Below are 25,064 nucleotides of genomic sequence, written 5' to 3' on the forward strand. Positions count from 1 at the left end.
ATTGACTATAAATGAAGTACCCATATTTTTTCAGTTTTTACTCCTCTTTTTACCGATTTTGTCCCGTTTTTCCCCTTTTCAGCCTTCTTTTTTATTCATCTTCAGCCTTCGGCCTCATTTCCGGCTTTTCTCCTGCAGATTTTGTCCAGAAGGAGGATGTTGTCAAGCATAAGGGAACAGCTCCAACCCAGGGGAATTGCCCAGGCAGGCCTGCCTGTAGACTTGTCCACCTGTTCGGGGAGGAGCCCTGCACTGGTCGTGCCTGCAAGACTCCATTTAAGGAACCTGATCCCTTCTTCGGTCAGCTTTTTCCGGGTCTCTTCATACTGGTCTTTTTCTTTTTCGTAAGGAAGGGCCAGGGCCAGGGCAAACATGGCTTCCGAGAGCCAGAGGGTTGTTACAAGCCAGGGGTTCCCGTTGATGTAGCTGTCGTTTTCGTAGCGTCTGATCCCATAGTGCCGGTTTACCGGGCTGGAGAGCTTTTTCTGGATGTTTTCTATAAGGAAGAAGATCATGTCCCTTTCCACCGGGTTTCGCGGGGAGAGCATCCCGAAAGGAATATAGGTGGCAAGGACGCTTGCATCCATAGTCTTGTCCAGCTTTTCGTTTATAACTCCCTTTGCAAAATAGCCTTCCTGGAGCCAGAAGCGGTCGATGGTAGCCTGCTTTATAAATTCAGCCCGCTTTTTCCAGCGCCGGGCCATTCCCGCCTCTCCGTTTTCCTCAGCCAGGTGGGAAGCTCCCATGAGGCCTGCATAGATCGAGGCGTTCGTATAAGTGAAAATTCCGTAGTATGTTTCCCAGAGGTCCATGCAGCTTTCATGCAGCCCCGTTTTTGTCCTTTTCATCAGGTATTCGGCAGCTCGCAGCACCGAAACCCAGACTTCCTCCAGGAACTCTATTTTTTTCAGGCCTTCCAGGATCCTGTAATAGACGTCCATGGCATAGAGGGTGGAACCGGTTTCGTCGATCTGGGTGGAATAATCAAAGTTACCCCAGGAAGGAGCCTTACTCCCGTCCAGCCAGTAGCGCTGGAACCAGGAGCCGTTGGGGAGCTGGGTCCTGATGCACCACTTGAAAAACCTGTCACAATATTCGGGATAACCCGAATGTTTCAGGGCGAGCACCAATTCGGAACTGTCACGGTTCCAGCAAAAACCGTACCCTCCGCATTTCTCAAAGTTGGAATCAAATTCGGGGGCAGCCACAAAGGAGCCATTTTCGTGGTCGTTCATAAGGTAGAGCACGAGCAGGGAGCGGTTGTAGGCGTTGAAAAGTTCCTGGCGGAGGTTGTTATAACCTTCGAGGCCCGGCATTTTCAGCACCTGTTTTTTGGATAGCCACATAACCCAGTGTTCTCTTGTCTTTTCGAAGATCTGTTCAAGGGGCAGTTTTGAAAGTTCCTGCATCCTTTTGTAGAGGAGGTTGCGGGTAGGAGCTGCGCCAATGAAAATCACAAACTCGTTGGTGCCATCAGCTTCCAGTTCGAGGTCCCAGCCCGCAGCGTTGTTTATGTTCCCAATGTCCTCCTTATTATTCTGGAGTTTCCCGTCTTCCATGTCGTACCTGGAATTCGTCCACCAGATGGTGTCCATCGCTTTTCCTACCTGCCATTCCGAAAACTCTGGCATGGAGTGGATTCCGATATAGTAGTCTTGCCAGTACTGTACTATCAGGCGGGCTTTTGAGTCGCAGTAACCTGAATTTTTCTTTGAGGTCTCCCCTACGTTGAAGTTCGAATAGTAATAAAACTTCCCTGATATTTTTTTCTGGGACTGGATCTTGAACCTGCGGATAAGAACCGGAACATCAGGGTGAACCAGGTCCAGGATCGAAATCCGGATTCCCGAATCATGGTAAAGCTTTGTGGACACGATGTTTGTGTCCTCTATGTAGTTCTGAATTGATTGCCAGTCGTTGCTGTTTGTCCAGAGGAGAGTTTCTCCAGTATGGATGCAGGCAAGAGACTCATCGATATGCTGGGCGTGGTCTCTTCGCGGGTAAAAAAAGCCGAAGAGTTCCCCCTTCCTGCCCATTGTCACGAGCAGTTCTGCATTTCCCAGAATGACATTGGGTTGTTTGATCACCTGCTAACCCCTCTTGTGATCACATGTTCCTGGTTTTCACCGGATGGGGCCGGGGAGATGATATGTTCGCAGACCTCATTCCCCGTGGCTTTGCAACTAACTTCCCTGACCCTTATGTTCTTCCCTGAGTATTCGGTCAGGTAACCTGCGAAGTATCCGCTCATGTAGGCACATACCGGCTGGTCCGTTTCCCCGTAGACGTCTGCAATGAAAGATTCTTTGACAATGATTTTTCCTTCAAAGGTTTCCGGGTCGCAATCGATTTCCAGGATGCCCCAGCCAACGGCTCTGTAAAGTTCTGCCAGGATGCTGGCGAAGTTTTTGTCGTCAAGGGGCATGATATTCCTGAAATACTTTGCAGCGTGGATCCCCCCCCGCAGGCCGGAAAGGGTGAGCAGGCCCTCGGCATGTGGGGCGCTATCATTCAGAGTCCTGATGATATCTACAAGGGTGGGTGCCCGTGCAATGATTCCCCTGACTCCGATCACATTTAATGGGAAGTCCACCAGATGGATCATCCTGTGTTCCGAAATCCCATGTTCGACTTTCTCTACAGCTTCCAGTCCCCCTATCTTTCTGGCAAGGTCGTCAACGTCTACGTCTTTTCCGATTTCCGTAAATATTGAGTACTCTCCTGTTTGCTGTGTGATGTTGTCGAGGTGCCCGAACTTGGTCTGCACCTCATGGCTTTCCATAAAATTGATTATTGATGATAACGAGCCAGGATCTTTTGAGTAAGAGATCTTAAACCACGCGATCTGCGTATTTTCATTACGGCCTGCAAACATGCACAAGTCTCGAACCATAGACTTTGCTCCCTTGAATTAGTTATGTATACATTTGATTAAGCTATTGTGCTGAGTTTTCTGAACACCCTGGCCTTGAAGTCCATCAATGCGGCCATGAAATTCACGCCGGCATCATAGGGGGTCGGGTGTACGCTGAAGTAAGAATGAACATCCCCGTCCCCGAGCCATTTTGTGCACATGTAGTAGTAGTGGTCCGAGGTCAGCAGGTGTTTCCAGATGTTCAGGAGTTCCGGGTCCCCGGTTTTTTTCACAAAAGGTTCAAGGAGTTTAATCTCTTCAAAACAACGTCTTTGCATATCGTTTCCCAACCAGGCGCTGGTGTCGCGTTCCATGTCCGCCCAGGAAATGGTGGAAAAGTCCCCTACATCGATTTCCGCTACCGGAGTATATTTTTTCACAACTTCCGAGGGGGTGTCGAAAGTCAAACGAGTCTCTAAGACTTTCTCCGGGAGATTTCTCAGAAACGCAAAGATGCCTGTTTCTTCCCACTGGTGCTCCCCGAAAGTCTCATAGTCCATAAAAATGTTGATGCAATCTTCCCTGATTCCGGAAGCCCATTGAGCCCATTTTTCCGCAGTCAGGGGGTAGCCGTCCCACCAGCGGGCCGAAAAACGGTACCCTATATCGTCGCTCAGCTTGTAGTTCCTGACGAGTATCGGTATTCCCGATCCCGTTGCTTCGTACACAAAGTTCGGGGACCTCCAGCCGAGCATGTGATCCGCACCTTCCGTAAGGACTGCTTTGTATCCGAGATCCAAGGCAATTTTCCCTATCGTGTTATTGTAAAGTAGCTCTGTATTCCGGAACACTTCGGGTTTTACTCCGAGAAGGTCTTTCATGAGCCTGCGGTGTTCCCTTATCTCTTCAATAAATTCCGTTTTGTCCTCAAAAAGGCTTGAGATTGAATGGTAGCAGGTCTCGTCCAGGAACTCCACAGCTCCGGTTTTCGCCATCTGCCTGAAGTCTTCAAGCACATCTTCCTCCCAGAGTTCGCACTGCTCCAGATGGGTTCCTGTCACCGAAAGGGCGAATTTGAATTCTCCCCTGTGCTCGTCCAGGGCCTCCAGAAGGATCCTGTTGGCAGGCAGGTAGCATTTTTCTGCCACTCTCTTGAAAATCTCGCGGTCTCCCCTTTCATCGAAATAGCGGAAAAAACCTGTCCTGTCATCGGGCCAGAACCAGCGCAAGCGAAATGGCTGGTGTATCTGGAAATAAAGGCAAAGGGAGGTCATGCTTTCTCCTCCCCGACAGTCCTTTTCTCCTGAATATCTCTCTTCCCTTGACCCTCACTTTTCTCCTGAATGTCTCTCTCCTCTGGAACGGGACTTTCTTCTGTAACTGTTCTCTTCGCTGTAGCAGTCTTTTTCTCCGGAATTACCCTTTTTTCCGGAAAATTGCTTTCCTCCAGGACAGCTCGCCTGAAATCCGAGAGTATGGAATAATAGTTAACAGCCTTCTCGTATCCTTCCCTTATATTTTCCCCGGATTTCATGGAAAAGAGGATGTCGCCTTGCTGGAGGTAGCCGAAAACCCTCTTCAGTTTTCCGTAGTTCGGGCTTTCTTTCCTTCCTGCCTCTTCAAGTTCTTCCCCCACCTGTACGAGTTCCCTCAGATAGAGCTGCTGGGCCTTATTCCCGAGAGCATTGTGCATCCCGTAGCGGATAGTCTGCTCGGTTTTCAGGGTGGGAAGTTTTACGGGCTTAAAGCTCTTTACAACTTCCGAAGGTGTAAGCATGCTGATCCCCCTTTCTTCTAGTTTTTCCGGAAGCTCCCGGATAAAGTCGGCAACCAAACTCTTTTTCCTGTGGTGGAAATAGAGGCTACTGTAGTTGAAATAAAGTGTAAGGACCTCTCCATCCATGCTGTTTATCCAGTCCGCGAACTTTTCCGGGATCAGGGGGTAGCCTTCCCAGTCTTTTTCCGAGAAACGGAGTTCGAGGTCTTCACTCAGGTTTATATGCCTGAGCAGGATCGGGAGATCATTTTCGTAGACATATGCCGGGTCATATCCGTTAGTTAGATTTGAAGAGCCTTCGGAAATAAGGCATTTGAATCCCATTCCCGAAAGTAGCTTTCCCACTTTCCCGGAAAACAGGAGTTCGGTGTTTACGAAAGTCTCAGGGGCAGCCCCAAGCATTTCCTTGCTTATTTCTCTATGCTTCAACACTTCTTCCCTGAACCAGGTCGGGTTAGGGTAAAGGGCACTCAGGGAGTGATAGTAACAGTTTCCTGTAAATTCCACGCCTCTACTTTCTCCGAGGTCGCGGAAAGAATCAACAAGTTCCGGGTCCCACCTGCATTGTTCCAGGAAAAGTCCCGAGAGGTTCAGGGCATACTTGCCTCCCCCTTCTATGGATTCCAGCAGCAGGTCGTTAAGGCGCAACAGCTCCCTCCCTGTTTCCTGAAACCGCATAAAAATGTGCTCCATATCGAAGTATCGGTTGGGTTCAGGTGTCCCTGAAAAACCTTCTACAGGCCAGTACCATTTAGGACTGTAAGGCAAGTGCACCCCCCCGCACACGCATACCGCTTTCATAACATAATCATGATGTACGGTTGAGGTACTAAAACCTATTGTTTCCCCTGCTGCCGGGTTAGAGGGGGGCAAAAGTCAGGTGCCCTGGATAAAATTAGGAGCAAGCACTGAAAAATGATTCTGGTCAAAATGATTCCGGAAAATGATCCTGTGGAATACAACCCGGAAAAAACGATCCTTGGCAAAATGATTCTGAAAAATGATTCTGAAAAATGATTCTGAAAAATGATTCTGAAAAATGATTCTGAAAAATGATTCCGGATAAAAAAGTAAGTTTGCAAAAAATTATGAAATGGGTGATGGGAGTTATCCCATCATAAAATCGGTCAGGCTTTTGTATGCTGCAGTGAGTTCTTCCGGGGAAAGGGATATTTCAAAGTCCTTTCCTTTGATCTCCAGGGCACCCTCGCTGACAGTCCCGATTACGGTGTAGGGCACGTCTTTCAGGATTTTCTGGAGAGCTTCCGGCTCGGAAGTGGCAAGGATGGCTCTTGCAGGGGTTTCTGCAAAGAGGAGTTCATCTGCCTGCAGGTCTCCGGAAATTTCGCTCAGGTCCACTTTCGCCCCGAGGATTTTGCACATCCTGGCAAGGCCTGCTGTAAGCCCTCCAAGGGAGAGGTCATGGGCAGAGCTCAGTTTCCCGCTTTTCACAGCCTTGATGACAGCTTCTATTAATCTCGGGGCATTTTCCGGAACTTCCGGAGCTTTTCCGGCTTCCTGGGCTCCGAGGCAGGAGTAGTATTCGGAAGCTCCCATTTCGGGAGTTGTTTCTCCTACCAGGACAATGCTGTCCCCAGCTTTTGCAAAGAAGCTTGAGGGGAGAGGGGTTTCAAGATCCATCTTCCCTATCATTCCGATGGACGGCGTTGGGGGAATTGCGGTTCCCAACTCGTCGCTTTCGTTGTAGAGGGAAACATTTCCTCCCACAACAGGGATCGACAGTTCCCTTGCCGCGTCTCCGAGGCCCAGGACTGCTTGCTTGAACTGCCAGTAGATTTCCGGGCGTTCGGGGTTTCCAAAGTTCAGGCAGTTTACGATAGCCAGCCCTTCAGCTCCTTTTACGGCAAGGTTCATGGCGTTTTCGATAATCGCGGTCTTTCCGCCTGCATAGGGGTCAAGGAGAGTTGCCCTGGGCTGGCAGCCGCAGGAAAGGGCTATTCCTTTCTTGTCGGTGATCCTGAGGACTCCCGAGTCTTCTCCGGGAAGAACCACAGTCCTGAGCTGAACCTGGTGGTCGTACTGCCTGTAGATCCATTCCTTTGAGGCTATATTGTAAGAGGAAAGGACTGTCAGGATCGCCTGTTTCAGGTCTGCAGGACTTTCAGGTTTTTTGCCTTCTTCCCGGGCTTCCGGAGCTTTTGAAGGCCTCTCAAAGGTCGGGGCTCCTTCAGTAAGGAGGTCGACCGGGATGGTGGCAACGGTTTCTCCCCTGAATTCAATTGTGTAGTTCGGCTCTTCGGTAAGCTCGCCGATAACTGCGCCGTTAAGGTCATACTTCTCGATCAGGGCAAGCACGGCGTCCACATCTTCGGGAGCCACTTCAAAGAGCATACGTTCCTGGGACTCTGCAAGCAGGATTTCATAGGCGTTCATGTTGGGTTCGCGCTGGGGTACGGCATCTGCAATGATCCGGGCTCCCAGCTTGCCTTTGGCAGCCATCTCCGAGCTTGCTCCTCCGAGACCTGCGGCCCCGAGGTCCCTGCAGGACTTTACATAACCCTTTCCGGTGGCTTCAAGGGTCATTTCAATGACAAGTTTTTCGGTATACGGGTCGCCTACCTGGACGCTTGGCCTGTCATCGGCTTCAGCAGATTCCGAGAGGTCCCTTGAGGCAAAGGAGGCTCCTCCAAGCCCGTCCTTTCCAGTGCTTGACCCCGCAAGGACCAGCTTGTTCCCTGCTTTTTTAGCTATGGAAGTTATGACTTCCTCTTCCTTGCAGAGCCCCACGCATACCACGTTTACTAGGGGATTTCCGCTGTACTGCCGGTCAAAGAAGGTCTCACCATTAACCACCGGAACTCCGATACAGTTCCCATACCCTGCGATTCCCTTTATGATCTGTTCAAAGAGGAAGAGGTTTTTCGGGGTGTCAAGGGGGCCGAAGTAGAGCGGGTCCATGAGGGCAATCGGACGGGCTCCCATGGAAATAACGTCTCTTACAATGCCTCCAACTCCTGTGGCTGCCCCGTTGTAGGGGTCAACGTAGGACGGGTGGTTGTGGCTTTCCATGGCTATGGAGAGCACGTACCCGTCTTCGAAATTAATAATCGCAGCGTCGTCTCCCGGGCCGATCAGGACATTTTCGCCCGTGGTGGTGAAGGTCTTCAGGAGGGGGGCGCTTGAACGATATGAGCAGTGTTCACTCCACAGGTTTAAAAAACAGCCCTGCTCTACCAGGTTAGGCTCACGCCCAAGTTCTTTTTTTATGATCTTCAGGTCTTCTTCAGGTAACATTGCCTTGCCTCTGATTCTTAAAGCCTCTTTCGGATGTTCCAGGAATGCCAGGAACCGGGACCTTCCGGGCTGCTGACGGACCGATTCAGGTCTGGTTTCCGATCCCTTACTAATACTGGCTTCTTTTCCTGGTTCCCTGCAGGTTCGTTTATTAAGGTAACCCGAAAATTGAGGTTTGTTTTTTATAATCTGTCCCTGAGAATACAGGGTTTTTGATTGGTATTACTAGACTATGCCGTCATAAAGGGACAGGGATTAGATAAAGATTTCTTTGCGCCTGATAGAATGAGTCACGGATACCCTGTTGGCTTTAAGAAGAAACCGTTGTCTGTAAAAGCCTGGTGAGACAATGGGTAACTAAACCTTGCCTTCAATAGGTTATGTCCGCCAGCAAACCTTGCAGCTAAAAAAGTCTGTAGATCCGGTCGACCAAAATTGTCCGTAAAACCGGTCTCCAGAAAATGTCCGAAGATTCAATCAATATTCAATCAATATTCAATCAATATTCAATCAATATTCAATCAATATTCAATCAATATTCAATCGATCAAAATTCTCCGTAAAATCAGTGGCCGGAATAAATCTGTAAGGCAAACTACCAAAACAGTAACTTTTACCCTGGGTGATAACCGGGCCTCAGGTAAAAAAATAAAAATTGATTTTCTCTGGAGTATATATGATGTTATGATGTTTAGATTTGTTGGATAATTTTTTCCACTTTTGCTCCATTTTCGGTCAGGGAGTAATTCTCCTCCTTTTTAGAGACCAGTTCTTTTTCCTCCAGTTCCCTCAGGGTTTTTTCCATGGCTGGGTATACGATGTGCAGTGTTTTTGCGATGCGTTTCCCTTCCATTTCTCCCTTCGAGGCGAGCAGGGAGAGTACTTTTTGCCGTGCATTGCTTCCGTTCACAAAACCTATTAACTCGTTCATTGGGCACCTCCCGAATATACCTGATCTTTTTGTCCCATTATTTTTTCCCACAATTTTTATATGGTCATTTTTATATCTTATAAATGCATATGTTCGTAAATATAATGGACTATATAAATCTATGGAGTTTAAGCTATATTTAGCTTTTCGCCGCTGAAGCGTGTTTTTTCAAGTGGAAAGACAGTTTTGGTAGATTTTCTTTGCCGGGATGTTTTCTTTTTGTTGCGTAGATTGCTCGTATGATGATGTTTTTTACTTTGCAGACAGGTGAAAACACCCGTTAGATCCCCATGTAGCGTTACATAACGTAAAATAACATGATCAATAATATAATATATTGGAGTAAACAATAAAACCATAAAGCTCCGGTTCAGGTGTTATGCTTTTTGTAGATCTTACAAATTTGTACTCTGTGTGCAAAATTCGGCATAAGAATGCCTGAAAATACCATTAGGCTTTAATACCTTCATCGATAAGTACTTTACATCCACTCATTAATTTTTAGATGTAATGTACATATATATTTATTACAAATTTGGAGGATATACCAACAAATGAGCAGCGGAATGTGCCCGGTTTGCGGGCTTCCAAATGAACTTTGCATTTGCGAAGAGGTTGCGAAAGAGCAGCAGCGGATCACAGTGAAAGTCAACAGAAGAAGATATGGAAAGGAAGTTACGGTTGTAGAGGGTTTCGACGCCAGTGAAATTGACCTTCACGAACTGTCCACTTACCTTAAGTCAAAGTTTGCATGCGGAGGTACCGTAAAAGGGAATACGGTCGAACTCCAGGGCAACCATCTGGCCCGCATGAAAGATGTACTTATGGAAAAAGGGTTCACTGCTGAACAAATCAAAAATTAATGGCTGAATTTTCGCTCTTCAGGGCTAGAGCGGGCCTTCTGATAAAGCAACTTCTCCGATTACCGGAGTTGCACACATATTTTTTATCGGTTTTTTTCGGCAACTTGCAGTGCCCTGGTGTTGCAGTAAGGAGAGTTCAGGCTCTTCCAGAAGAACTATTTGAATAAATAATATGCAGTAGTTGGGAATGCCGATATCCGTATTTAGCCTGTGTAAGTGAGGTCTCTCATGAAAACAACATGTGAAGTAATGGTACAGAAAGTACTGCCTGCTATCCGGGCTGAACTTTCGCGGGTATTGATTTTCGAACATGGCTGCACTCAGCAGGATGTAGCGGAGATTCTGGAGCTTTCACGAGCCGCAGTCTCCCAGTATGTGAGTGAAAAACGTGGAGCTGAGGTTGATTTCTCGATGGAGACCCAGGGAGAAATCCGGAGGTTTGCAGCAGTTCTCCTGGACAAAGAGTTGTCCTCTCAGGAAAAAATCCAGGGGATGTGCAACGTATGCAAATTTGTCCAGAAATCCGGCTGGCTGTACAAAAATGCGCCTGGGGTGGAATCCTGTAGCATTTGTGGAGACATTGATTCCGAGTGAATGCCAAAACCTGTAGCATTTGTGGAGACATTGATTCCGAGTGAATGCCAAAACCTGTATCAAATGCAAAGGTAAGGGTCTGTGCGGGCGTCCTCGATGTCCTATTCTTGAAAAATTCAAGTCCGTACAGTCAATCTCTTCCGAGATATCCGGAAACTCCGTTTTCGGAGCTTCTCCCCCGGCTCTTTTTGTAGGTAGTTTCGGTTACCCCAGGGTATCTGCGGGCCCCCTGATCCCTCCCTCTGCACAAGAGGGGGATTCCCTGCTCCTTGAGGACCCTGCCAGATGGGCGAACATGCAGATAGAGGACATCATATCAATGCGTTCCCGCCTGGTAAGGGCAAACACGACCCTCCATGTAAAGGATGCCCGGGGCAAGGAAAATCCTCTTCTGGCAAAGGCGCAGGAACTTGCCCTTTCCAAAAACCCCGTGGATACGGAAGCCTGGTTTTTCAAAGCCCCGAAACAGGAGCTTAAATTCGATGCGGTCCACACTCCCATGGGCCCTTCAGGGCTTGTAAAGAACTTCGAGCTTGCCGAAAACCCAAATGTCCCAAAAAAAGTAGACTATCTCGTCTACGATACCGACGCCCTGGCAAAAGATGCAGTACTCGAGCTTTACAAAGGTGACGTTTCAGGGGAACAGATAACCCGCCTCTTTTCTATCGGCCTTCTGGGAAAAGAGCGAAAAGTCGTGCCCACCCGCTGGTCCATCACCGCCGTGGACGACATGGCCGGAAAGGAACTGGCGGACAAAATCCTGGACTACCCCTGGGTTTCCGAAATCACGCTCTTTAGCGGGACCCATTTCGGGAACCACTTCGAAATCCTCCTCCTCCCGAGAGTCTATTCTTTCGAACTAATCGAGGCCTGGCTCCCAAAGACTGTCTGGTCCGGAGAATCGAGCTGGGTAGGGGAAGACAGTGAGGGGCTGGACGGAAAAAAGAAGTATTCTTCTCTGGCAGGAGGTTACTATGCGGCAAGGCTTCCGGTACTTGAGTACCTTGCAGGGGTCAGAAGGCAGGCTTCGGTCTTCATCCTCAGGGAAATCACTCCCGATTATTGGGCTCCCCTGGGAGTCTGGGTAGTCCGGGAAGGGGTAAAAAACGCCCTCAAAAACCCGCCGCAAACCTTTGATTCCCTTGAAGCCGCAGTTTCGGACCTTACAGGAAGGGTACGCACCCCCAGGGACGAATGGATGCAAAAAGCCAGGATGCTTTCGGATTTCCGCTTCCAGACTACACTGAATTCTTTTTTTAAAATTTAAATTCAAAATGTAAACTCAAAATCTGAATTTCAAAATGTAAACTCGAAATTTGAATCTCAAAATGTAAACCTGAATTGTAATATTCTGACTGTAAATCCCAAAATGTAATATCCTGACGTTAAAGCCGAAAATGTGAAGTTTTTCTTTTTCAAGTCCCCTAAAAAATAGTGCTGGTGGATGGGGCATCCACCTAAAAATCAAAAATAAAAATTAGTTTTTTGCACTTTATTCGAAGATTTCGGGGACGATGCGCCGGGCAACTTCTTCGTAAGCCTTTGAAATGTCGCCTTTATCGAACCTGAAGACGTCCTTGTCCATGGACTGTTTTGTTTCTTTGTCCCAGAAACGGCAGGTGTCACAGGATATTTCGTCGGCAAGGATGATTTCCCCTTTGCTTCTCCCAAACTCGAGTTTGAAGTCGGGGAGCAGGATTCCCCGCTTGTCCAGATAGGGCACAAGCAGTTCGTTTATCCTGAGGGCAAGCTTCCGAATGGTGGCGATTTCTTCCCGGGTAGCCAGGCCAAGGGCCAGAGCTATGTCGTCATTGAGCATGGGGTCGCCTAACTCGTCGCTCTTGTAGTCAAAGACCAGGACAGGAGACTCGAAAACAGTGCCTTCTTCTATGGGATATTTCCTTGTAATGGAACCTGCGGCAATGTTCCTGACAATAACCTCTATTTTTATAATTTCTACTTTCCGCACCAGCATTTCGATATCGGAAAGCATCTTTATATAGTGGGTGCTGATCCCGTTTTCTTCCAGCATCTCAAAGAGTTTTTTTGAGATATGGGAGTTGTAATACCCTTTCTTTTCCATTTCCCCTTTCTTTTCTCCGTTGAAGGCCGTTAGGCTGTTTCTAAATTCGGAGATGAGGACGTCGGGATCATCAGTTGTGTAGATGGTCTTTGCTTTCCCGGAATAGAGCTGTTCTCTTTTCATGAAGTGATCCTCTCAGGATTATTCTTTATTCCCGGAAACAGAGGGACTTCCGGACAATAATAGAATTTTTAATGAATTTTTATTGGTGATAACAAGATTTGTCTTTTCAGGAGCGTTTGAAGCATTTTCATATACGAAAAAGTTATTCGAAACGAATGCCTCTGGCTTTTCCCATAAAGATGGAGTAGACGATAATGTCTTTCTGCTAGATAAATGTATCATCAGGGAGCCGTTTTAAATCCTGTATTCTGTCTGCCGCTTAGTAAATTATATCATGGAAGAAAACCTATTACAGGGTTTAGCCACTTAAACAAGGACTTCATAACTCACCGCACTTAAGGGCTCAGCACTTGAGAGTGAATTATCCTAAGCACGTAACAGGTAAAAAACATGCCAGGTACCATAATTTCTATAGTAGAGCTGTTGCTTACCGCAGAGATCTATAACCGCTACTCTGAGCTTGACGTGAATGATCTTCCAAAAGAGATCCGGAAACACTACTGGAGCAGCGCGGAAAAAACCGTCCCCAAACCTATTCTGGTTTCAATTTCCAGGGTTGAAAAATTATACGGCATTGAAAATGTTGAGAAAAATGTCAGGAATGTGCCGTTCATAGTTACCGACAGGTCCAATTTTGAAATCCGTTTGAGCGCTTTTGACCTTGCAGTGGAATGGTTCGAAAAGCAGGACGAAGCCCCGGGGCAAATTGAAAATAACCCTGTTCTTGCTTACTACTTTGGGGAAATCAGGAAACTTGAAGCTGCAAGCTATGTCGAGGCAAAGGCGAAGGCAAGGCCAAAAGAAGTTGATCGGGAATGGATCGAGTCCCTGATTGCTGAAATCCGGAAAGAGGATAAGGGCGAAGACATGCTCAAACTGGTGTCTATCATCGCCCCGGAAGACGTTAAGCAGAAAGTCAAGGACCTTGTCCTCACAAAGGAGCAGGAAGAAGAAGTCGAAAAGGTCCTGAAAGCGATCAAGCACCGGGATTACCTCCGGGAAATCGGGCTGCATGATATAGGCAAGCTCCTGTTCGTAGGACCCCCCGGGACCGGGAAGACCTCTGTTGCAAGGGCGCTTTCCGAGCGGCTTTCCATTCCTTTCGTGGAGGTCAAGCTCTCCATGGTCACGGACCAGTACCTTGGCGAGACTGCAAAGAACATTGACAGGGTCTTCCTGCTGTCCAAGAAACTGAATCCATGCATTCTTTTTATCGACGAACTGGACTTCGTGGCAAAGGCCCGGACATCGGATGAGAACGCCGCAATCAAGCGGGCTGTCAACACCCTCCTGAAAGCAATTGACGAGATCAGCCTTGTAGAACACGGGGTCCTCCTGATTGCCGCTACCAACCACCCCCGGATGCTTGACAGTGCTGCATGGAGACGTTTTGATGAAATCGTTCACTTCCCTCTACCGGACATCGAGATGCGCAAGGAAATTCTGGATCTGGTGACCAAACATATCGAAGGGGAACTGGATACAAAGGAAATCGCGGAAATGACCGAAGGTTACTCTGGCTCGGACCTGCGCATGGTAATCCGGGAAGCTGTCCTGAGTGCCCTTCTGGAAGAGCGTAAGGTGCTAAATCAGCAGGACCTTCTGGAAGCCGTGCTTGACTTTGATGAAAGGGCAGGGCTCAAGTCCGAGCAGTACGGTGAAGATTAAGCGCGGAACCAGTAAAAAGATACCGGGAAGATAGGGCCTGAAAAATAAGCTTCTCAAAACGATTAATGGAAGATAAGGCTTGAATAATTAGTTTCGCAAAATGAGGTTTGAATAATGAGTTTAGGTAAATGAGGTTCGAAGAATGAGAATAACACTTCTTGGAACCGGGGATGCCATCGGTACCCCGAAAATAGGCTGCACCTGCCCTGCCTGCACGGACGCCCGCAAAGGGGGCAAGAGCCAGCGTCTGAGGTTTTCGATCCTTGTGGAATCTTCCGAGGGCAGGATACTTATTGACACGAGCCCGGACCTGCGGCAGCAGTTCCTCCGGCAAAAGATCTCCTGTACGGACGGGACCTGTGTGGACGGGGTAATCTGGACCCACGGGCACTATGACCATTATTCGGGGTTCGGGGAGTTTTACAGGGTTCAGCATAAAGTCGATGTCTACGGGATTCCCGAAACCCTGGACTACATCAACCAGTTTGTCTATTTCCTGAAACCGAGGTACCATTACGTGAAACTCTACGAGCCTTTCGAGCTTATAGGGCTGGAATTTACCCTTTTTCAGGTCAACCATCCTCCTGTCGACATTCCTACCGGGGTTGTTATCCGCGAAGGGGATACGAAAGTGGTGGTAACGGGGGACACTAACAAAGACATCCCCAAAGTAAGCCTTGACCTCATGAAAGACCCCGACCTCCTGATTGCCGATGCAATAGTTCCCCCTCGCATCCACATCAAAAAGCACATGAATTCCGAGGAAGCCATGGAACTTGCCAGGGAACTAAATGCAAAGGAAGTCGTGCTCACGCACTTAAGTCACTTCTTCCGGCCTCACGATATCGAATCGATGTTTTTACCTCTGGGGTACGATGGGCAGGTCTTTGAATTCCAAGGCTGAAAAATCACTCCTTTTTTCGCTCACTTTTCCTTCCCTCTTCAGTTACTTTTCAGTTACTCTTTATTTTCTTTTTTGTTTCCTCTTTTCCCTTCCCCATTCCTCATTTAGTTCCTCTTTTCTAGCGTTACTAATCCTTCTGGCATCTCTTTATAGAAGGGGGAATTAAAATTTACCATGAACCCTAAAAGGATCCGGACTCTTAAATCCGGGGAACCCGGAAGCGGGCCTGTTGCTTACTGGATGAGCCGGGACCAGAGGGTGGGGGACAACTGGGCTCTCCTCTTTGCCAGGGGAATAGCAGAGGACGCAGGTGTACCTCTGGTGGTTGTTTTTTGCATGACGGATGAGTTTCTGGGGGCCGGACTAAGACAGTACCAGTTCATGCTGGAAGGGCTGCAGGAAGTCGAAAGTTCCCTTTTCCTGAAAAATATCCCCTTCATATTCCTCCGGGGAAGTCCCGGGGAAGAAATCCCTTCTTTTACGGATAAACACGGAATTGGTACCCTTGTTACTGATTTCAGTCCGTTGAGACCCAAAAGGGAGTGGACAGAAAAAACTGCATCGAAGCTTGAGATTCCCTTTTACGAGGTGGATGCCCACAACATCGTACCCTGCTGGGTTGCTTCAGGGAAACAGGAATATGCAGCTTACACTTTCCGTCCGAAGGTTAACGCTTTGCTTCCCGAGTTTCTGGTCGAGTTCCCGGAACTGGAGCCTAACTCCGAATTCCCGGAAACTTTTGCCGGGAAAAAAGTCAGAGGGAAAAAATCCCGGGGGAAAAAAGCAAGAAAGGAGGTTGAAGAAAGTTCCGGGAGCAGGAATATGGTAGAACTCCTGCCTGAACGGTTAAAGGTTGCAGATGCTGACCCTTATTTTGAACCCGGTCACTTCTTCCCGGGAGAAAGCGCCGCCCTGAAAGCACTGGAAACTTTCCTCAACGAACGCCTGGACTCTTACAATGCTCTACACAACGATCCTACAAAGGACGTATCCTCGGACCTCTCTCCTTATCTGCACTTCGGGCAGATCTCAGCTCAGAGGGTTGCTCTCGAGGTCGAAAAAACCGGGGTAGACGAGGAATCGAAGGCTGCTTTTCTGGAACAGTTAATCGTGAGACGGGAACTTACGGATAACTTCTGCTACCATAACCGGGCGTATGACAGTTTTGAGAGCTTTCCTGCCTGGGCAAAGGAGACTCTGGCTGCTCACAGGCAGGACCGGCGGGAATACCTGTATACGCAAGAAGAACTGGAGTTTGGAAAGACCCATGATCCTCTCTGGAACGCAAGCCAGGTCCAGCTGCTCCGTACCGGGAAGATGCACGGGTACATGAGAATGTACTGGGCAAAAAAAATCCTTGAATGGAGTGAATCCCCGGAAAAAGCGCTTGAAACTGCCATTTATCTCAATGACAGGTACGAGCTGGACGGCAGGGACCCCAACGGCTATGTGGGGATTCTCTGGAGCATCGGGGGGCTCCACGACCGTGCCTGGAGGGAAAGGGAGGTTTTCGGAAAACTCCGCTACATGAACTATTCGGGTGCCAGGCGGAAGTTTGATGTGGACGCTTATGTGGCTATGTATCTTCCCGATGAGTGACTTAAGAAAAGGGGGTATGGACCTTCTGAAAACAGTTTCCGAAACTTTTTTTGCTTCATTTCGGATAAGAAGAGTTCAGGGTTCATGAATAACGATTTCTTCTTTTTTCAGGTGTGGCTGCCGAAGATAAGTCCGGAATAATTGAGTTTCTGGCATTTATAAATATAATAAATATCATATTTATATTTGTATTTTTATATTAGTTTGTACTAATCAGAGTCAAACAAAAGGGAGTGGTTATCATGGTAGAGAAAACTGCTATTGACTGGATTGCACTGGTGCTTGTCATCGTGGGGGGCTTGAATTGGGGCCTTGTTGGTCTCTTCGGGTTTGACCTGGTGGCAGCTATCTTCGGGGAAATGAGCACAATCTCCAGAGCCGTATATTCGCTTGTGGGGCTTGCGGCACTTTATACGATCTACTTTGCAACGAAAAAATGAGAACTGAAAAATCGGGGTGGAACTAAAAAATTCAGATGGAGCTGAAATCCAGGTTATAACTGAAAAATCCTGGTTTTTTCCTTTTTTGAGCTGCGCAACGTCTATAAGCACTTTATTCCGGCTCCTGTCCTGTTTGTATATCCCTCCCCGGGATTTCAGCAGGTCGGAACAACAGTTAGAGAGGGGCGGGAAGATTTTTCACTGCCCTTTTAGAACCCTGAGTTCGGAAAGCACTTCTTCGGCGTGGCCCTTCACTTTTACGTTGCTCCATATCCTGGCGATTCTGCCTTCGGGATCTATCAGGAAGGTCGTCCGGACCGTGCTCATGAATTCTTTTCCCATGAAGTTTTTCATGTGGAATACATCATATGTTTTGTGAATGTCAATTCCCGTATCGGAGAGCAGGCAAATACTGATGTCTTTTTTCTCTATGAATTTCCGGTGCGATTCCTCGCTGTCCCTGCTGACCCCCAGGATTACGGCATTTTCGGCTTCGAAATCTCCTTTCAACCTGCTGAAGTCCATGGCTTCCAGGCTGCACCCCTGAGTGTTATCCCTCGGGTAAAAATACAGGACCACCCATTTTCCTTTCAGGTCTTCCAGACAGTTTTTGTCCCCGTCCTGATCGGACAGGCAGAACTCCGGGGCAGGTTGGCCTGCCTCTAAAGATGTCTTTGCCATATTTTTTCCCTCCAACCTTTGTGCGATTCAGGTCACACCATCCGTGATAACAGTAATAATAATTTAAAAATTATACACTTTAAACTTATCTATCAAGTTATATTTTATATGTGTTTTACCACATTGGCTCATCCTTTCTTATGCATCCTTCATTATGCTTTCTTTCTTATGCGTTTTTATTGGTTCACTTTATCATTTCACCCTTTTCGCCCCCAGGCTAAGAGTCCTGCCTCAAGTGCCAGGACTGGCCCGACGATCCATCCTGCCCAGAGCAAAAACCCTCCCAGTCCCAGGATTAAGAAATACAGGGGGTCTGCAGCCCTTTCTTTTCCGTATCCCTTCTCCCTGAGGCTCAGGTAAATTGCAGATGCTCCTAGCCCCAGATGTGCAAAGGTCATAAAGAGGGCAATAATAATTTCGGGAGTATAGGCGCTCTTGCTCAGTGAAACCAGCATCTGGAAGAGGAAAGATATGCCTGTGCCCAGGAAGAGGAGCCCGGCAAGAGCTCCTGACCACCGCCCCGGATCGTAATCAACCACGTCTGCCTTTGTGCGGAGAATAATCAGGAAGCCTACAGTGAGTGTGAACAGCAGGGGGGTGAAGATGAAGAGCAGGCTCTGGCCTTCCCAGCGGTAGATCCTGATCTGGTTCAGGGGGATGAACAGCCACTCCTTAAGGGAAAAGCTTTCCAGGTAGCCCAGGACCACGCCGTAATTCCCTCCTCCGGGCGGGGAGTTGACTGCCGCGTAATAGGTCCCGCTTTCGGGGGCTTCCAGGTCGAGCCTGGCAAGGGAATAGAAGGCGCTGGGGGTGAAACCCTCGTAAGTTGCGCTTTTAGGTTGGCTCCCCGGAACTATCACTGCCCCGTTTCCTTCGGGAATTTCCACGTTTTCGGGCAGTTCTGATGCCTCTCCGCTCTCTTCTTCATCCTCTTCTCCACTCTCTCCTCTGCTTACAATTCCCGGCCCCATCAGGACGAGGTCAGGAAAGCCTCTGGTCCGGGGTTCGACAGGGATGATGAGTCCCAGCAGGATTCTTTCTCCCTTCTCCATCTCAAAACTGTAATACCGGACATCTCCTCCCCCGGAAAGCTCCCCGTAGAGGACGCGGGATTTCAAAGGGTCTTCAACGAAGATAGCCTCTTCAAGGCTTTTTCCTTCCCCGTCGAATACAGGCACGTGCGCAAAAACCGGTGGCAATAGGAAGTATGCGCTTAGCAGTACGGTCAGCAACACGGTCAGCAGCACAAGTACAGGTCTTCGTAAAAATCCGGAATTCCGGGCTCCCCACTTTTTCATATATAATATTCTTCCGGAAGATGTAAATAAGTATCAGAAAAATAAATGTCTGAACCGGGATACTGAAAATAATTATGATTGAATTCGTATACTGAATATAATTATGACTTAGTCAAGATACTGAATATGATTATGATTGAATCTGGATACTGAATATTATTTTTTATAAAAAACACTTGAAAATTGGGTTTGAAATCCCCTTTGTACTCCGCAAATCCTCCCTTGATAAATTTAGAGGTCATACTCATGAGAATCTGGGATATTCCCCCTGAGAAAATGTGCAGGCAGCACCTTCTAGGCGAACACCGGGAACTGCATGCCCTGTGGTCCATAATAACCAATAACAAAAAAGCATATTCCAACCACCCGGAGACGCTTCGCTGGAAGGGGAAATTAAAGGCCCTTTACCTGAGGCATGAAGCGCTGGTAGAAGAGATGTCGCAGAGGGGCTATAAACACCATTCCCCTCTGGACCCTACCCTGGCAACCGGAAAAGCTGTACAGGACGAGTTTGTATATTCTTATGAGGAGCAGGTCAAAACCCTGAGGGAAAGAGGATGTGACTGCAGGGTCTGAACCGGTTGTTTTCTAAGTTCGTTCTTTTATCTGCTGTGCAGGTCCATACCCAGGATCTGTGTGCCATTTCCATTTTCTCTTTCGTGTTCTATTTCTTTTACGTCCTCTTTCTGTTTTCGGGCTTTTTTATTTTTATATTAATCATTTACGTTAACTTTATATACTTTTAATTTAATAGAGAGACAGAGAGATATTTAGAGATAACAGATCTCGGATAATTTCTGTCAACTGGACCCGGATTAAAAGGCCGGGGTTTCCTGAGAGGTTTTTATGAAGCTTGTGCTGGATGAAGAGGAAGTCAGGGTCCTTGAATGCATCAAAGAGGTTCAAATCGAATGTGGCTTCCATATTCGGGATGTTATCAAAAAGGCAAAGGCCGAATATGGATTGTCCAGGACAACAGTGTACGAAATTATGGGTTACCTGGAGTTCCACGGCCTGGTAAGGACAAATAAAGCAGGGAACAGGGAACTCGATAAGAATACCTCTTATTTTGTAATCTGTCCGGGGTGCGGAAAGGAAATCCCGGGAGATGAATACGTCTACGAGAACGGCCGGACAATCTGCGAAGATTGCTACCTCGAAGCCCATCAGAAAATCAAGTTTGCGGACCCCATGGCGGTGCGTTCTAAGAAACTCTTCCGAAAGCAGCATGGCTTTGAAGGCACGGAGGGACTGACGGATCTGCAAAAAGAGCTCTATGACTTCATCCTGACTGAAGGGGGAGCTACACAGGAAAAAATCTCAAAGCTTTTTGGGCTAACGCCTCAGGAAACGAGTAACCAGCTTGCTCTCCTGAGGCACTGTGAACTGGTAAAGTGGCGAAAAACGAGGGACGAGATTTACATGGTTCCTTTTGATTCTTGATTAATTCGTATGTATTGAAGGAAGTGGTGAAATGTCAGAAAAAGTTGATATAGACGAAAGAATGGCAGCTCTAGCTGAACAGATCCCGGAAGTAATGAACGCACTTATGGGACTTCATGGCGAAGTCGCCAAAGACGGGGCTCTCAGCGCCAAAACGAAAGAAACAATGATGGTTGGGCTTTCAATAGCCCTGCACTGTGAGAACTGCCTTAGGAAACACATTCAGGTAGCTGTAAGTATGGGCGCGACCCGTGAGGAAATCATGGAGGTTGTAGGCGCGACCATATTGATGGCTGGCGGGCCTGCCGTGGCTTATGGGTCTACGATTGTCCTTGAGACCCTTGACGAACTGAATGTCTGAAACATAAGCAATTTCAAAAATAAACAATTTCAAAATCCAGTGATTTTTTAGTTTACACTAATCACTGGATTTTAGAACTGGGTGGTGATATTAGATGACAGAAGAAAAAGCCGATCATGTCATTTGCGGGGTTTGCGGCTGTGAACTGGAAGGGGAAGACAGTATCGAAGAAGATGGTAAGGTTTTGTGTGAAGACTGCTACATAGAATCCCACCATAAAATCAAGACCTGTGATCCCTGGGCAGTGCGTTCCAAAAAGATGTTCAGGGAAGGAGCAGGGCTTGAAGGGGCGGAGGGTCTGACTGACCTGCAAAAAGCCATTTATGAACTCATCGTCTCCACAGGCGGGGTAAAACGTGAAGATCTTGCAAAAAAGTTTGAAATTTCTCCGCAGGAAGCCGAGAATCAGTTCGCTCTCCTGAGGCATTGTGAGCTTGTAAAGGGACAGAAAAGATCGGATGGAGTATACCTGGTACCTTTTGACAGCTTAAACCCGGAAAATGTTTGATTTTTTGTAACTATCCAGTTACTTCAATTTCTGAGTTATTTTTCGTATAAACTCAACATTTACTTTTTTTATAATTAATACAACATAAAACTCGAAATATTTGAGAGCTACCTATGGAACATGAAGAGATTCTTACTCAATACCGCTTGAATCCTGATCTATTAGGCAGTGTACCAAAAGTTCTGTAAAATATGATTGACTCTGTATCCTCTTTCTCTTGGACACAAAAAACAGGATGCAGAGTCAATGATCAATGTATTACCACTTATTAGAGATTATCTTATCGATCAGGAATTTAGTAATGGAAGAGTAATCAAAATAGAGAGTGAAAGGGTGCAGAGATAATTTTACAGAAAATTTGGGACACTACCTTATTCTGCTTCTTCCAAATAGAAGATACGTCCATCCACCGTATCATGCAGATAATCGATCCTGCCAATCTCAAACCGTACGACATAGAGGCCGGTTCTCTCCCGGATATCAGCGAGCATTTCTTCCTGTTTATCCGGGTGCACCAGATCAATCTTTTCGTAGACAATCTCTTTGCTGCGCATCCGGCTGGTAAAACCCCAGCCATTCTCAAGGGTCCAGATGACTCCGGTGATCAGCACATTGGTGAGAATCAGCTCCTCATACTGGCCGCTACTGATAAGTATCGAGTTCAGGACAGGGAGAGCGACCATGAGAAAGAGATATGTCATCTCATGAATCGGGACCGTCTCTGTTCTGTACCGCAGCACAGAAAAAAGGGCAAACAGCCCGAACCCGGCCCCGATTGAGAGCTCCACGCTGGTGAAAAGCCCCATGATGAAGTAGATCACCGTGTTGAAGGCGAGGAACGTGAAGAGGTAGGTGTGCTCACTCTGCCGCGGGAAGTAGACGAAGCGTATGATGATGAACGCAAACAGGAAATTGATGAAAAAACCCAGGACAAATATGAGGTTTGTATCGCTCAGCATATGCAGGTGCCCCCTCTGGAGAGTTTATCGAGGAGCAGCAGATTTTTCTTGAAACGGTTATGCTTCACCTGTGTTCTGGTAAGAGATATTCCGGTGCAATATTTTGAAAAGCTGGTACTTCTGATTCCCAGAGTATGCAGTAACGCACCCGCAGGGGACTGCCGCAGCGGGCAGTTGTGTTTTATCTCTCCCACAACAACATCCGGATAGGAATATTCGCATTCATCGGTTTGGAAAGAGAGGTCCAAATCAAACGTGATGCGTTCGGGATGGTCCCGTGCAACAAGGGTGACTCTCGTGTAATCGGTCGTAAGAACCGGGTGGAACGCCCGGTAGTCATATGGAAATGCGGACGAAAGGAATGCCTCCGGGGCCGGCTCTGAGAGTTTGGTATCGCCCTCTACAGGGATACGCCTCTTCATAGTGTTTCCGGTGTTTCGTTTCTCTTTGATTTCAAGATAGGAGTCCCCTGATGAGAGATAGTGACGGACTCGCAGTTTGAAGCGGTTGGCTTTGCCGTTGTGGTGCTGAAGATATGTCAGGAATGAATCGGTGTCATAATAATCGGTTGAATACCTGCTCATTCTGGAATGGTCAATCTCGAGCACCCGGTATGACCCGGAAAGGCCGGTAAGAAGTTCTGAGAACTGGGCCCGGGTCATCAGGAATTTTCGCTCCTTTCTATTGAGGAGTTGGGCATCTGAGTTTTTTAGTTCTTCAAGGGTAATTTTTTCAAACCGTTCAAGTTCTGCCGGGAGACTAGAAAGAGGGGTGGGGGATGTCTTCATCATGAAGACCCCCCTGTTTGTGTGGAAAGATATGCCATAACCGCATCATACCGGCTATCTGCATGTTCGATGAGCTCGTTGAGTGAGGCATCAAATTCGTCCGAACTCTTTAGATTGGAATACCCTTCTGTTTCCCCTTCCGCACCGGTGACATAAGGCTCAATAAGCTCATGGTTAAACCGGTAGGTTGTTTCCATCGCTTCCGGTTCAAAGACGGTTGTAACAACGTCTTCAAGGTCATCCAGGTACATTGCATGATACACAGGGTCGTCCATCAGGTAGCGAATAAGCGGCCAGGAATCGTCAACCTCATCCAGAGTGAGCGAAAGCGGCGTTCCCCTCCGGCCACCACCGTTCTGCATCCCACCGGCATTATCCGTGTCTTCTAACGGCGGGGCCATCCGCTGGCCACCCATGATTCTGTCTCCTCCCATGGGAGGCCGGGTATCCTCACCCTCGGCCCATTCAGGTGGCTGCATATCTCCTCCAAAATCCGGGATGCTGGTGTTTGTCTGCCCGCCGTTCGGCCGTTCCATTGCTTGCCTATCTATGGTATCTGCATTTTTTCCCGCGGAGAGGGCCTCGTTGTTATCCCATGGGATCCAGTTAATTATCCCGTCTGATGGGTTGGTGTAGAGATAGTAATTCTTGCTTGAGATTCCGTAGGTGTCCCAGTTCTGGATCACGGTATTCACGGCGAGCCATCGGATAAATCCATCAACGTTGAAGGTCTCCTCCAGATTATCTCTCCATTCTTCGGGGTCAGTTGTCCGGGTGTCGTCATTGAGAACGGTATACAATGTTTCCACATCGCTCCAGTCTTCATCGTCTTCGTTCGTTTTCTTTTCGAAATATTCTGTGTCAAACGTGCCTTCTGCAAACGTGGCTCCGCTTCCCTCAGGCTTGTACACATTTCCGGAATCATTGGTAAAGGAAGTCTCAATAAGGGTGTCTTCAACACTCTCGATCATGGTATACAGGCCAAAGTATACGGGGCCGTCTCCGTAATCGACATACACCCGGTAAAACGCAGTATCAGGGGCGACAACTCCTGCATCACTGAATATTTCCGGGGCAATTTTATCCCTCATCAGTGAGCTGTCCCCGAATCCGCTCTTCAGGTTCAGTTCGTCAAATCCATAGAACCGTTGATTTTTAATGTCGGGATTTTCATCTTCGAATTTGTCAAAATTCAGTTTGAATGAGATTTTATACGAAGCGTCCTTCCAGGTATTTCCAAGGGTTGACTGCCCTTTGAACCGGATGCCGACATCGGTCCATTCCGTATCATTAAATGTGATGTCTGCCGCAACTGTGACCGGATCAAAATCAAAGTTATCCTGTGGTTTTTCCCCCATTCCTGCCTGAGCAGTCGAAGATCCGCCAAATTCTCCAAATTCTGCGGTCATGTCATCAAGCATAATCTGCCAGTTTTCCGGACTTATGGAAATGGTGATCTCATTTACCCTGTCATCGGGGAATACGACAGAATAGTCCGGGTCTGCGTCATTTCCATGTGTTTCTTCTGTCCAGTCTGCGGACCGGTTCAGTCCGGTGTCACCGGGGTTTGTTTCATCGGTATCTCCGACAGAGGCGCATCCACATGCAAGCAGGCATAACACCGTACAGGTGCAGGTCGCCAAAACGCATAATTGAAGTTTTCTCCTGACTATTTTATCCTTTGATTTTTTGTTTTTATGTAGTGATATTTTCATAGTGAATTCCTCTGGTATTCCTGCACCGTTGTTCCGGGGAGTATTTAATGGCCTGTCACGCAACAACCTATGCATCATTTCGATTGAAATGTGTTGATTTTCAAGATCATTGTCAACAATCGAAATTTTACATTGTAAATAAAATGCTCAATTTATTTTGTGACGAGCCCTAAGCACGGAAATTGCTCTATACTCACAACGATTGTGTTTTTGTGTGAGG

General features: G+C 47.6%; 23 protein-coding genes. 11 read left to right on the plus strand and 12 right to left on the minus strand.

Annotation, left to right across the window (positions count from 1 at the left end):
- Window positions 1-101 precede the first annotated feature (101 nt).
- The 6 genes from MSMTP_RS02600 to MSMTP_RS02625 all read right to left on the minus strand — a co-directional run bounded on the left by MSMTP_RS02600 (window position 102) and on the right by MSMTP_RS02625 (window position 8,817).
- On the minus strand, window positions 102-2,087 hold the full coding sequence (locus MSMTP_RS02600) for a glycoside hydrolase family 15 protein (protein WP_048177627.1): 1,986 nt from the start codon (window positions 2,085-2,087) through the stop codon (window positions 102-104).
- Window positions 2,084-2,893 carry a V4R domain-containing protein gene (locus MSMTP_RS02605; protein WP_048177628.1) on the minus strand — a complete coding sequence of 270 codons (810 nt, stop codon included), beginning with the start codon at window positions 2,891-2,893 and terminating at the stop codon, window positions 2,084-2,086. The genes MSMTP_RS02600 and MSMTP_RS02605 overlap by 4 nt, the downstream gene beginning before the upstream one ends.
- A gap of 38 nt (window positions 2,894-2,931) precedes the next feature.
- Complete coding sequence (locus MSMTP_RS02610; RefSeq protein WP_048177629.1) at window positions 2,932-4,128, minus strand: glycoside hydrolase family 57 protein; 1,197 nt, start codon at window positions 4,126-4,128, stop codon at window positions 2,932-2,934.
- Entirely contained in the window at window positions 4,125-5,405 is a 1,281-nt protein-coding gene (locus MSMTP_RS02615; protein ID WP_231582897.1) for an alpha-amylase, read from the minus strand. The genes MSMTP_RS02610 and MSMTP_RS02615 overlap by 4 nt, the downstream gene beginning before the upstream one ends.
- A 333-nt stretch (window positions 5,406-5,738) precedes the next feature.
- The gene (purL, locus tag MSMTP_RS02620) at window positions 5,739-7,886 is read right to left on the minus strand and encodes a phosphoribosylformylglycinamidine synthase subunit PurL (protein ID WP_048177630.1); all 2,148 of its coding nucleotides are present in this window, start codon (window positions 7,884-7,886) and stop codon (window positions 5,739-5,741) included.
- A 691-nt stretch (window positions 7,887-8,577) separates the two neighbouring features.
- Window positions 8,578-8,817 carry a winged helix-turn-helix domain-containing protein gene (locus MSMTP_RS02625; RefSeq protein ID WP_048177632.1) on the minus strand — a complete coding sequence of 80 codons (240 nt, stop codon included), beginning with the start codon at window positions 8,815-8,817 and terminating at the stop codon, window positions 8,578-8,580.
- 554 nt (window positions 8,818-9,371) lie between these two features.
- On the opposite strand from MSMTP_RS02625, the gene yciH reads away from it, so the two are divergent.
- From yciH to MSMTP_RS02640, 3 genes are all read left to right on the plus strand, one after another.
- Window positions 9,372-9,680: a stress response translation initiation inhibitor YciH gene (yciH, locus tag MSMTP_RS02630; RefSeq protein WP_048177634.1), complete on the plus strand. Its 309-nt coding sequence runs from the start codon at window positions 9,372-9,374 to the stop codon at window positions 9,678-9,680.
- A 228-nt stretch (window positions 9,681-9,908) separates the two neighbouring features.
- Window positions 9,909-10,274, plus strand: a complete 366-nt coding sequence (locus MSMTP_RS02635; protein ID WP_048177636.1) for a transcriptional regulator — start codon at window positions 9,909-9,911, stop codon at window positions 10,272-10,274.
- Between the two features lie 40 nt (window positions 10,275-10,314).
- On the plus strand, window positions 10,315-11,541 hold the full coding sequence (locus MSMTP_RS02640; RefSeq protein WP_048177638.1) for an Nre family DNA repair protein: 1,227 nt from the start codon (window positions 10,315-10,317) through the stop codon (window positions 11,539-11,541).
- Window positions 11,542-11,766: 225 nt separating this feature from the next.
- Here MSMTP_RS02640 and purC read toward each other — a convergent pair whose 3' ends face one another.
- Window positions 11,767-12,480 (minus strand): phosphoribosylaminoimidazolesuccinocarboxamide synthase, encoded by a 714-nt coding sequence (gene purC / locus MSMTP_RS02645; RefSeq protein WP_048177640.1) that lies wholly within the window; start codon window positions 12,478-12,480, stop codon window positions 11,767-11,769.
- A gap of 390 nt (window positions 12,481-12,870) precedes the next feature.
- Here purC and MSMTP_RS02650 point away from each other — a divergent pair, with 390 nt between their 5' ends.
- From MSMTP_RS02650 to MSMTP_RS02665, 4 genes are all read left to right on the plus strand, one after another.
- Window positions 12,871-14,148, plus strand: a complete 1,278-nt coding sequence (locus MSMTP_RS02650; protein WP_048177641.1) for an ATP-binding protein — start codon at window positions 12,871-12,873, stop codon at window positions 14,146-14,148.
- 142 nt (window positions 14,149-14,290) lie between these two features.
- Complete coding sequence (locus tag MSMTP_RS02655; RefSeq protein WP_048177645.1) at window positions 14,291-15,052, plus strand: MBL fold metallo-hydrolase; 762 nt, start codon at window positions 14,291-14,293, stop codon at window positions 15,050-15,052.
- Window positions 15,053-15,226: 174 nt separating this feature from the next.
- The gene (locus MSMTP_RS02660; RefSeq protein ID WP_048177647.1) at window positions 15,227-16,651 is read left to right on the plus strand and encodes a deoxyribodipyrimidine photo-lyase; all 1,425 of its coding nucleotides are present in this window, start codon (window positions 15,227-15,229) and stop codon (window positions 16,649-16,651) included.
- A 242-nt stretch (window positions 16,652-16,893) separates the two neighbouring features.
- Complete coding sequence (locus MSMTP_RS02665) at window positions 16,894-17,091, plus strand: DUF378 domain-containing protein (RefSeq protein ID WP_048177648.1); 198 nt, start codon at window positions 16,894-16,896, stop codon at window positions 17,089-17,091.
- A gap of 198 nt (window positions 17,092-17,289) precedes the next feature.
- Here the strand turns inward: MSMTP_RS02665 and MSMTP_RS02670 are convergent, their stop codons facing one another.
- Together MSMTP_RS02670 and MSMTP_RS02675 are read right to left on the minus strand one after the other, a co-directional pair.
- Window positions 17,290-17,772, minus strand: a complete 483-nt coding sequence (locus tag MSMTP_RS02670) for a peroxiredoxin (protein ID WP_048177650.1) — start codon at window positions 17,770-17,772, stop codon at window positions 17,290-17,292.
- A gap of 197 nt (window positions 17,773-17,969) precedes the next feature.
- Window positions 17,970-19,070 carry a hypothetical protein gene (locus MSMTP_RS02675; protein WP_231582898.1) on the minus strand — a complete coding sequence of 367 codons (1,101 nt, stop codon included), beginning with the start codon at window positions 19,068-19,070 and terminating at the stop codon, window positions 17,970-17,972.
- Between the two features lie 246 nt (window positions 19,071-19,316).
- Here MSMTP_RS02675 and MSMTP_RS02680 point away from each other — a divergent pair, with 246 nt between their 5' ends.
- The 4 genes from MSMTP_RS02680 (at window position 19,317) to MSMTP_RS02695 (ending at window position 21,382) form a co-directional block, all read left to right on the plus strand.
- A complete protein-coding gene (locus MSMTP_RS02680) occupies window positions 19,317-19,646 on the plus strand; it encodes a pyrimidine dimer DNA glycosylase/endonuclease V (protein ID WP_048177652.1) in 330 nt (109 codons plus the stop codon).
- A gap of 270 nt (window positions 19,647-19,916) precedes the next feature.
- Complete coding sequence (locus MSMTP_RS02685; protein ID WP_048177653.1) at window positions 19,917-20,513, plus strand: hypothetical protein; 597 nt, start codon at window positions 19,917-19,919, stop codon at window positions 20,511-20,513.
- Window positions 20,514-20,544: 31 nt separating this feature from the next.
- The gene (locus MSMTP_RS02690) at window positions 20,545-20,874 is read left to right on the plus strand and encodes a carboxymuconolactone decarboxylase family protein (RefSeq protein WP_048177654.1); all 330 of its coding nucleotides are present in this window, start codon (window positions 20,545-20,547) and stop codon (window positions 20,872-20,874) included.
- A gap of 94 nt (window positions 20,875-20,968) precedes the next feature.
- Entirely contained in the window at window positions 20,969-21,382 is a 414-nt protein-coding gene (locus tag MSMTP_RS02695) for an LIM domain-containing protein (RefSeq protein WP_048177656.1), read from the plus strand.
- Window positions 21,383-21,753: 371 nt separating this feature from the next.
- Here MSMTP_RS02695 and MSMTP_RS02700 read toward each other — a convergent pair whose 3' ends face one another.
- The 3 genes from MSMTP_RS02700 to MSMTP_RS02710 are packed head-to-tail and all read right to left on the minus strand — an operon-like array spanning window position 21,754 to window position 24,844.
- Window positions 21,754-22,341 (minus strand): DUF4956 domain-containing protein, encoded by a 588-nt coding sequence (locus MSMTP_RS02700; RefSeq protein WP_048177658.1) that lies wholly within the window; start codon window positions 22,339-22,341, stop codon window positions 21,754-21,756.
- Window positions 22,335-23,132 (minus strand): polyphosphate polymerase domain-containing protein, encoded by a 798-nt coding sequence (locus MSMTP_RS02705; RefSeq protein ID WP_048182546.1) that lies wholly within the window; start codon window positions 23,130-23,132, stop codon window positions 22,335-22,337. Before MSMTP_RS02705 ends, MSMTP_RS02700 begins: the two co-directional genes overlap by 7 nt.
- Window positions 23,129-24,844, minus strand: coding sequence for a CotH kinase family protein (locus MSMTP_RS02710; protein ID WP_197076126.1), 1,716 nt, complete (start codon window positions 24,842-24,844; stop codon window positions 23,129-23,131). Before MSMTP_RS02710 ends, MSMTP_RS02705 begins: the two co-directional genes overlap by 4 nt.
- Window positions 24,845-25,064 lie beyond the last annotated feature (220 nt).

Origin of the sequence: Methanosarcina sp. MTP4, assembly GCF_000970045.1 — an archaeon.
Lineage (GTDB): Archaea > Halobacteriota > Methanosarcinia > Methanosarcinales > Methanosarcinaceae > MTP4.

Excerpts from the sequence above, each read along its gene's own strand:
- MSMTP_RS02685 (WP_048177653.1), top strand. The coding sequence starts at position 19,917 with ATGAAGCTTGTGCTGGATGAAGAGGAAGTCAGGGTCCTTGAATGCATC.
- yciH (WP_048177634.1), top strand. The coding sequence starts at position 9,372 with ATGAGCAGCGGAATGTGCCCGGTTTGCGGGCTTCCAAATGAACTTTGC.
- MSMTP_RS02670 (WP_048177650.1), bottom strand. The coding sequence starts at position 17,772 with ATGGCAAAGACATCTTTAGAGGCAGGCCAACCTGCCCCGGAGTTCTGC.
- MSMTP_RS02665 (WP_048177648.1), top strand. The coding sequence starts at position 16,894 with ATGGTAGAGAAAACTGCTATTGACTGGATTGCACTGGTGCTTGTCATC.
- MSMTP_RS02655 (WP_048177645.1), top strand. The coding sequence starts at position 14,291 with ATGAGAATAACACTTCTTGGAACCGGGGATGCCATCGGTACCCCGAAA.
- MSMTP_RS02680 (WP_048177652.1), top strand. The coding sequence starts at position 19,317 with ATGAGAATCTGGGATATTCCCCCTGAGAAAATGTGCAGGCAGCACCTT.
- MSMTP_RS02635 (WP_048177636.1), top strand. The coding sequence starts at position 9,909 with ATGAAAACAACATGTGAAGTAATGGTACAGAAAGTACTGCCTGCTATC.
- purL (WP_048177630.1), bottom strand. The coding sequence starts at position 7,886 with ATGTTACCTGAAGAAGACCTGAAGATCATAAAAAAAGAACTTGGGCGT.
- MSMTP_RS02675 (WP_231582898.1), bottom strand. The coding sequence starts at position 19,070 with ATGAAAAAGTGGGGAGCCCGGAATTCCGGATTTTTACGAAGACCTGTA.
- purC (WP_048177640.1), bottom strand. The coding sequence starts at position 12,480 with ATGAAAAGAGAACAGCTCTATTCCGGGAAAGCAAAGACCATCTACACA.
- MSMTP_RS02605 (WP_048177628.1), bottom strand. The coding sequence starts at position 2,893 with ATGGTTCGAGACTTGTGCATGTTTGCAGGCCGTAATGAAAATACGCAG.
- MSMTP_RS02690 (WP_048177654.1), top strand. The coding sequence starts at position 20,545 with ATGTCAGAAAAAGTTGATATAGACGAAAGAATGGCAGCTCTAGCTGAA.
- MSMTP_RS02700 (WP_048177658.1), bottom strand. The coding sequence starts at position 22,341 with ATGCTGAGCGATACAAACCTCATATTTGTCCTGGGTTTTTTCATCAAT.
- MSMTP_RS02610 (WP_048177629.1), bottom strand. The coding sequence starts at position 4,128 with ATGACCTCCCTTTGCCTTTATTTCCAGATACACCAGCCATTTCGCTTG.
- MSMTP_RS02705 (WP_048182546.1), bottom strand. The coding sequence starts at position 23,132 with ATGATGAAGACATCCCCCACCCCTCTTTCTAGTCTCCCGGCAGAACTT.
- MSMTP_RS02695 (WP_048177656.1), top strand. The coding sequence starts at position 20,969 with ATGACAGAAGAAAAAGCCGATCATGTCATTTGCGGGGTTTGCGGCTGT.
- MSMTP_RS02660 (WP_048177647.1), top strand. The coding sequence starts at position 15,227 with ATGAACCCTAAAAGGATCCGGACTCTTAAATCCGGGGAACCCGGAAGC.
- MSMTP_RS02710 (WP_197076126.1), bottom strand. The coding sequence starts at position 24,844 with ATGAAAATATCACTACATAAAAACAAAAAATCAAAGGATAAAATAGTC.
- MSMTP_RS02650 (WP_048177641.1), top strand. The coding sequence starts at position 12,871 with ATGCCAGGTACCATAATTTCTATAGTAGAGCTGTTGCTTACCGCAGAG.
- MSMTP_RS02625 (WP_048177632.1), bottom strand. The coding sequence starts at position 8,817 with ATGAACGAGTTAATAGGTTTTGTGAACGGAAGCAATGCACGGCAAAAA.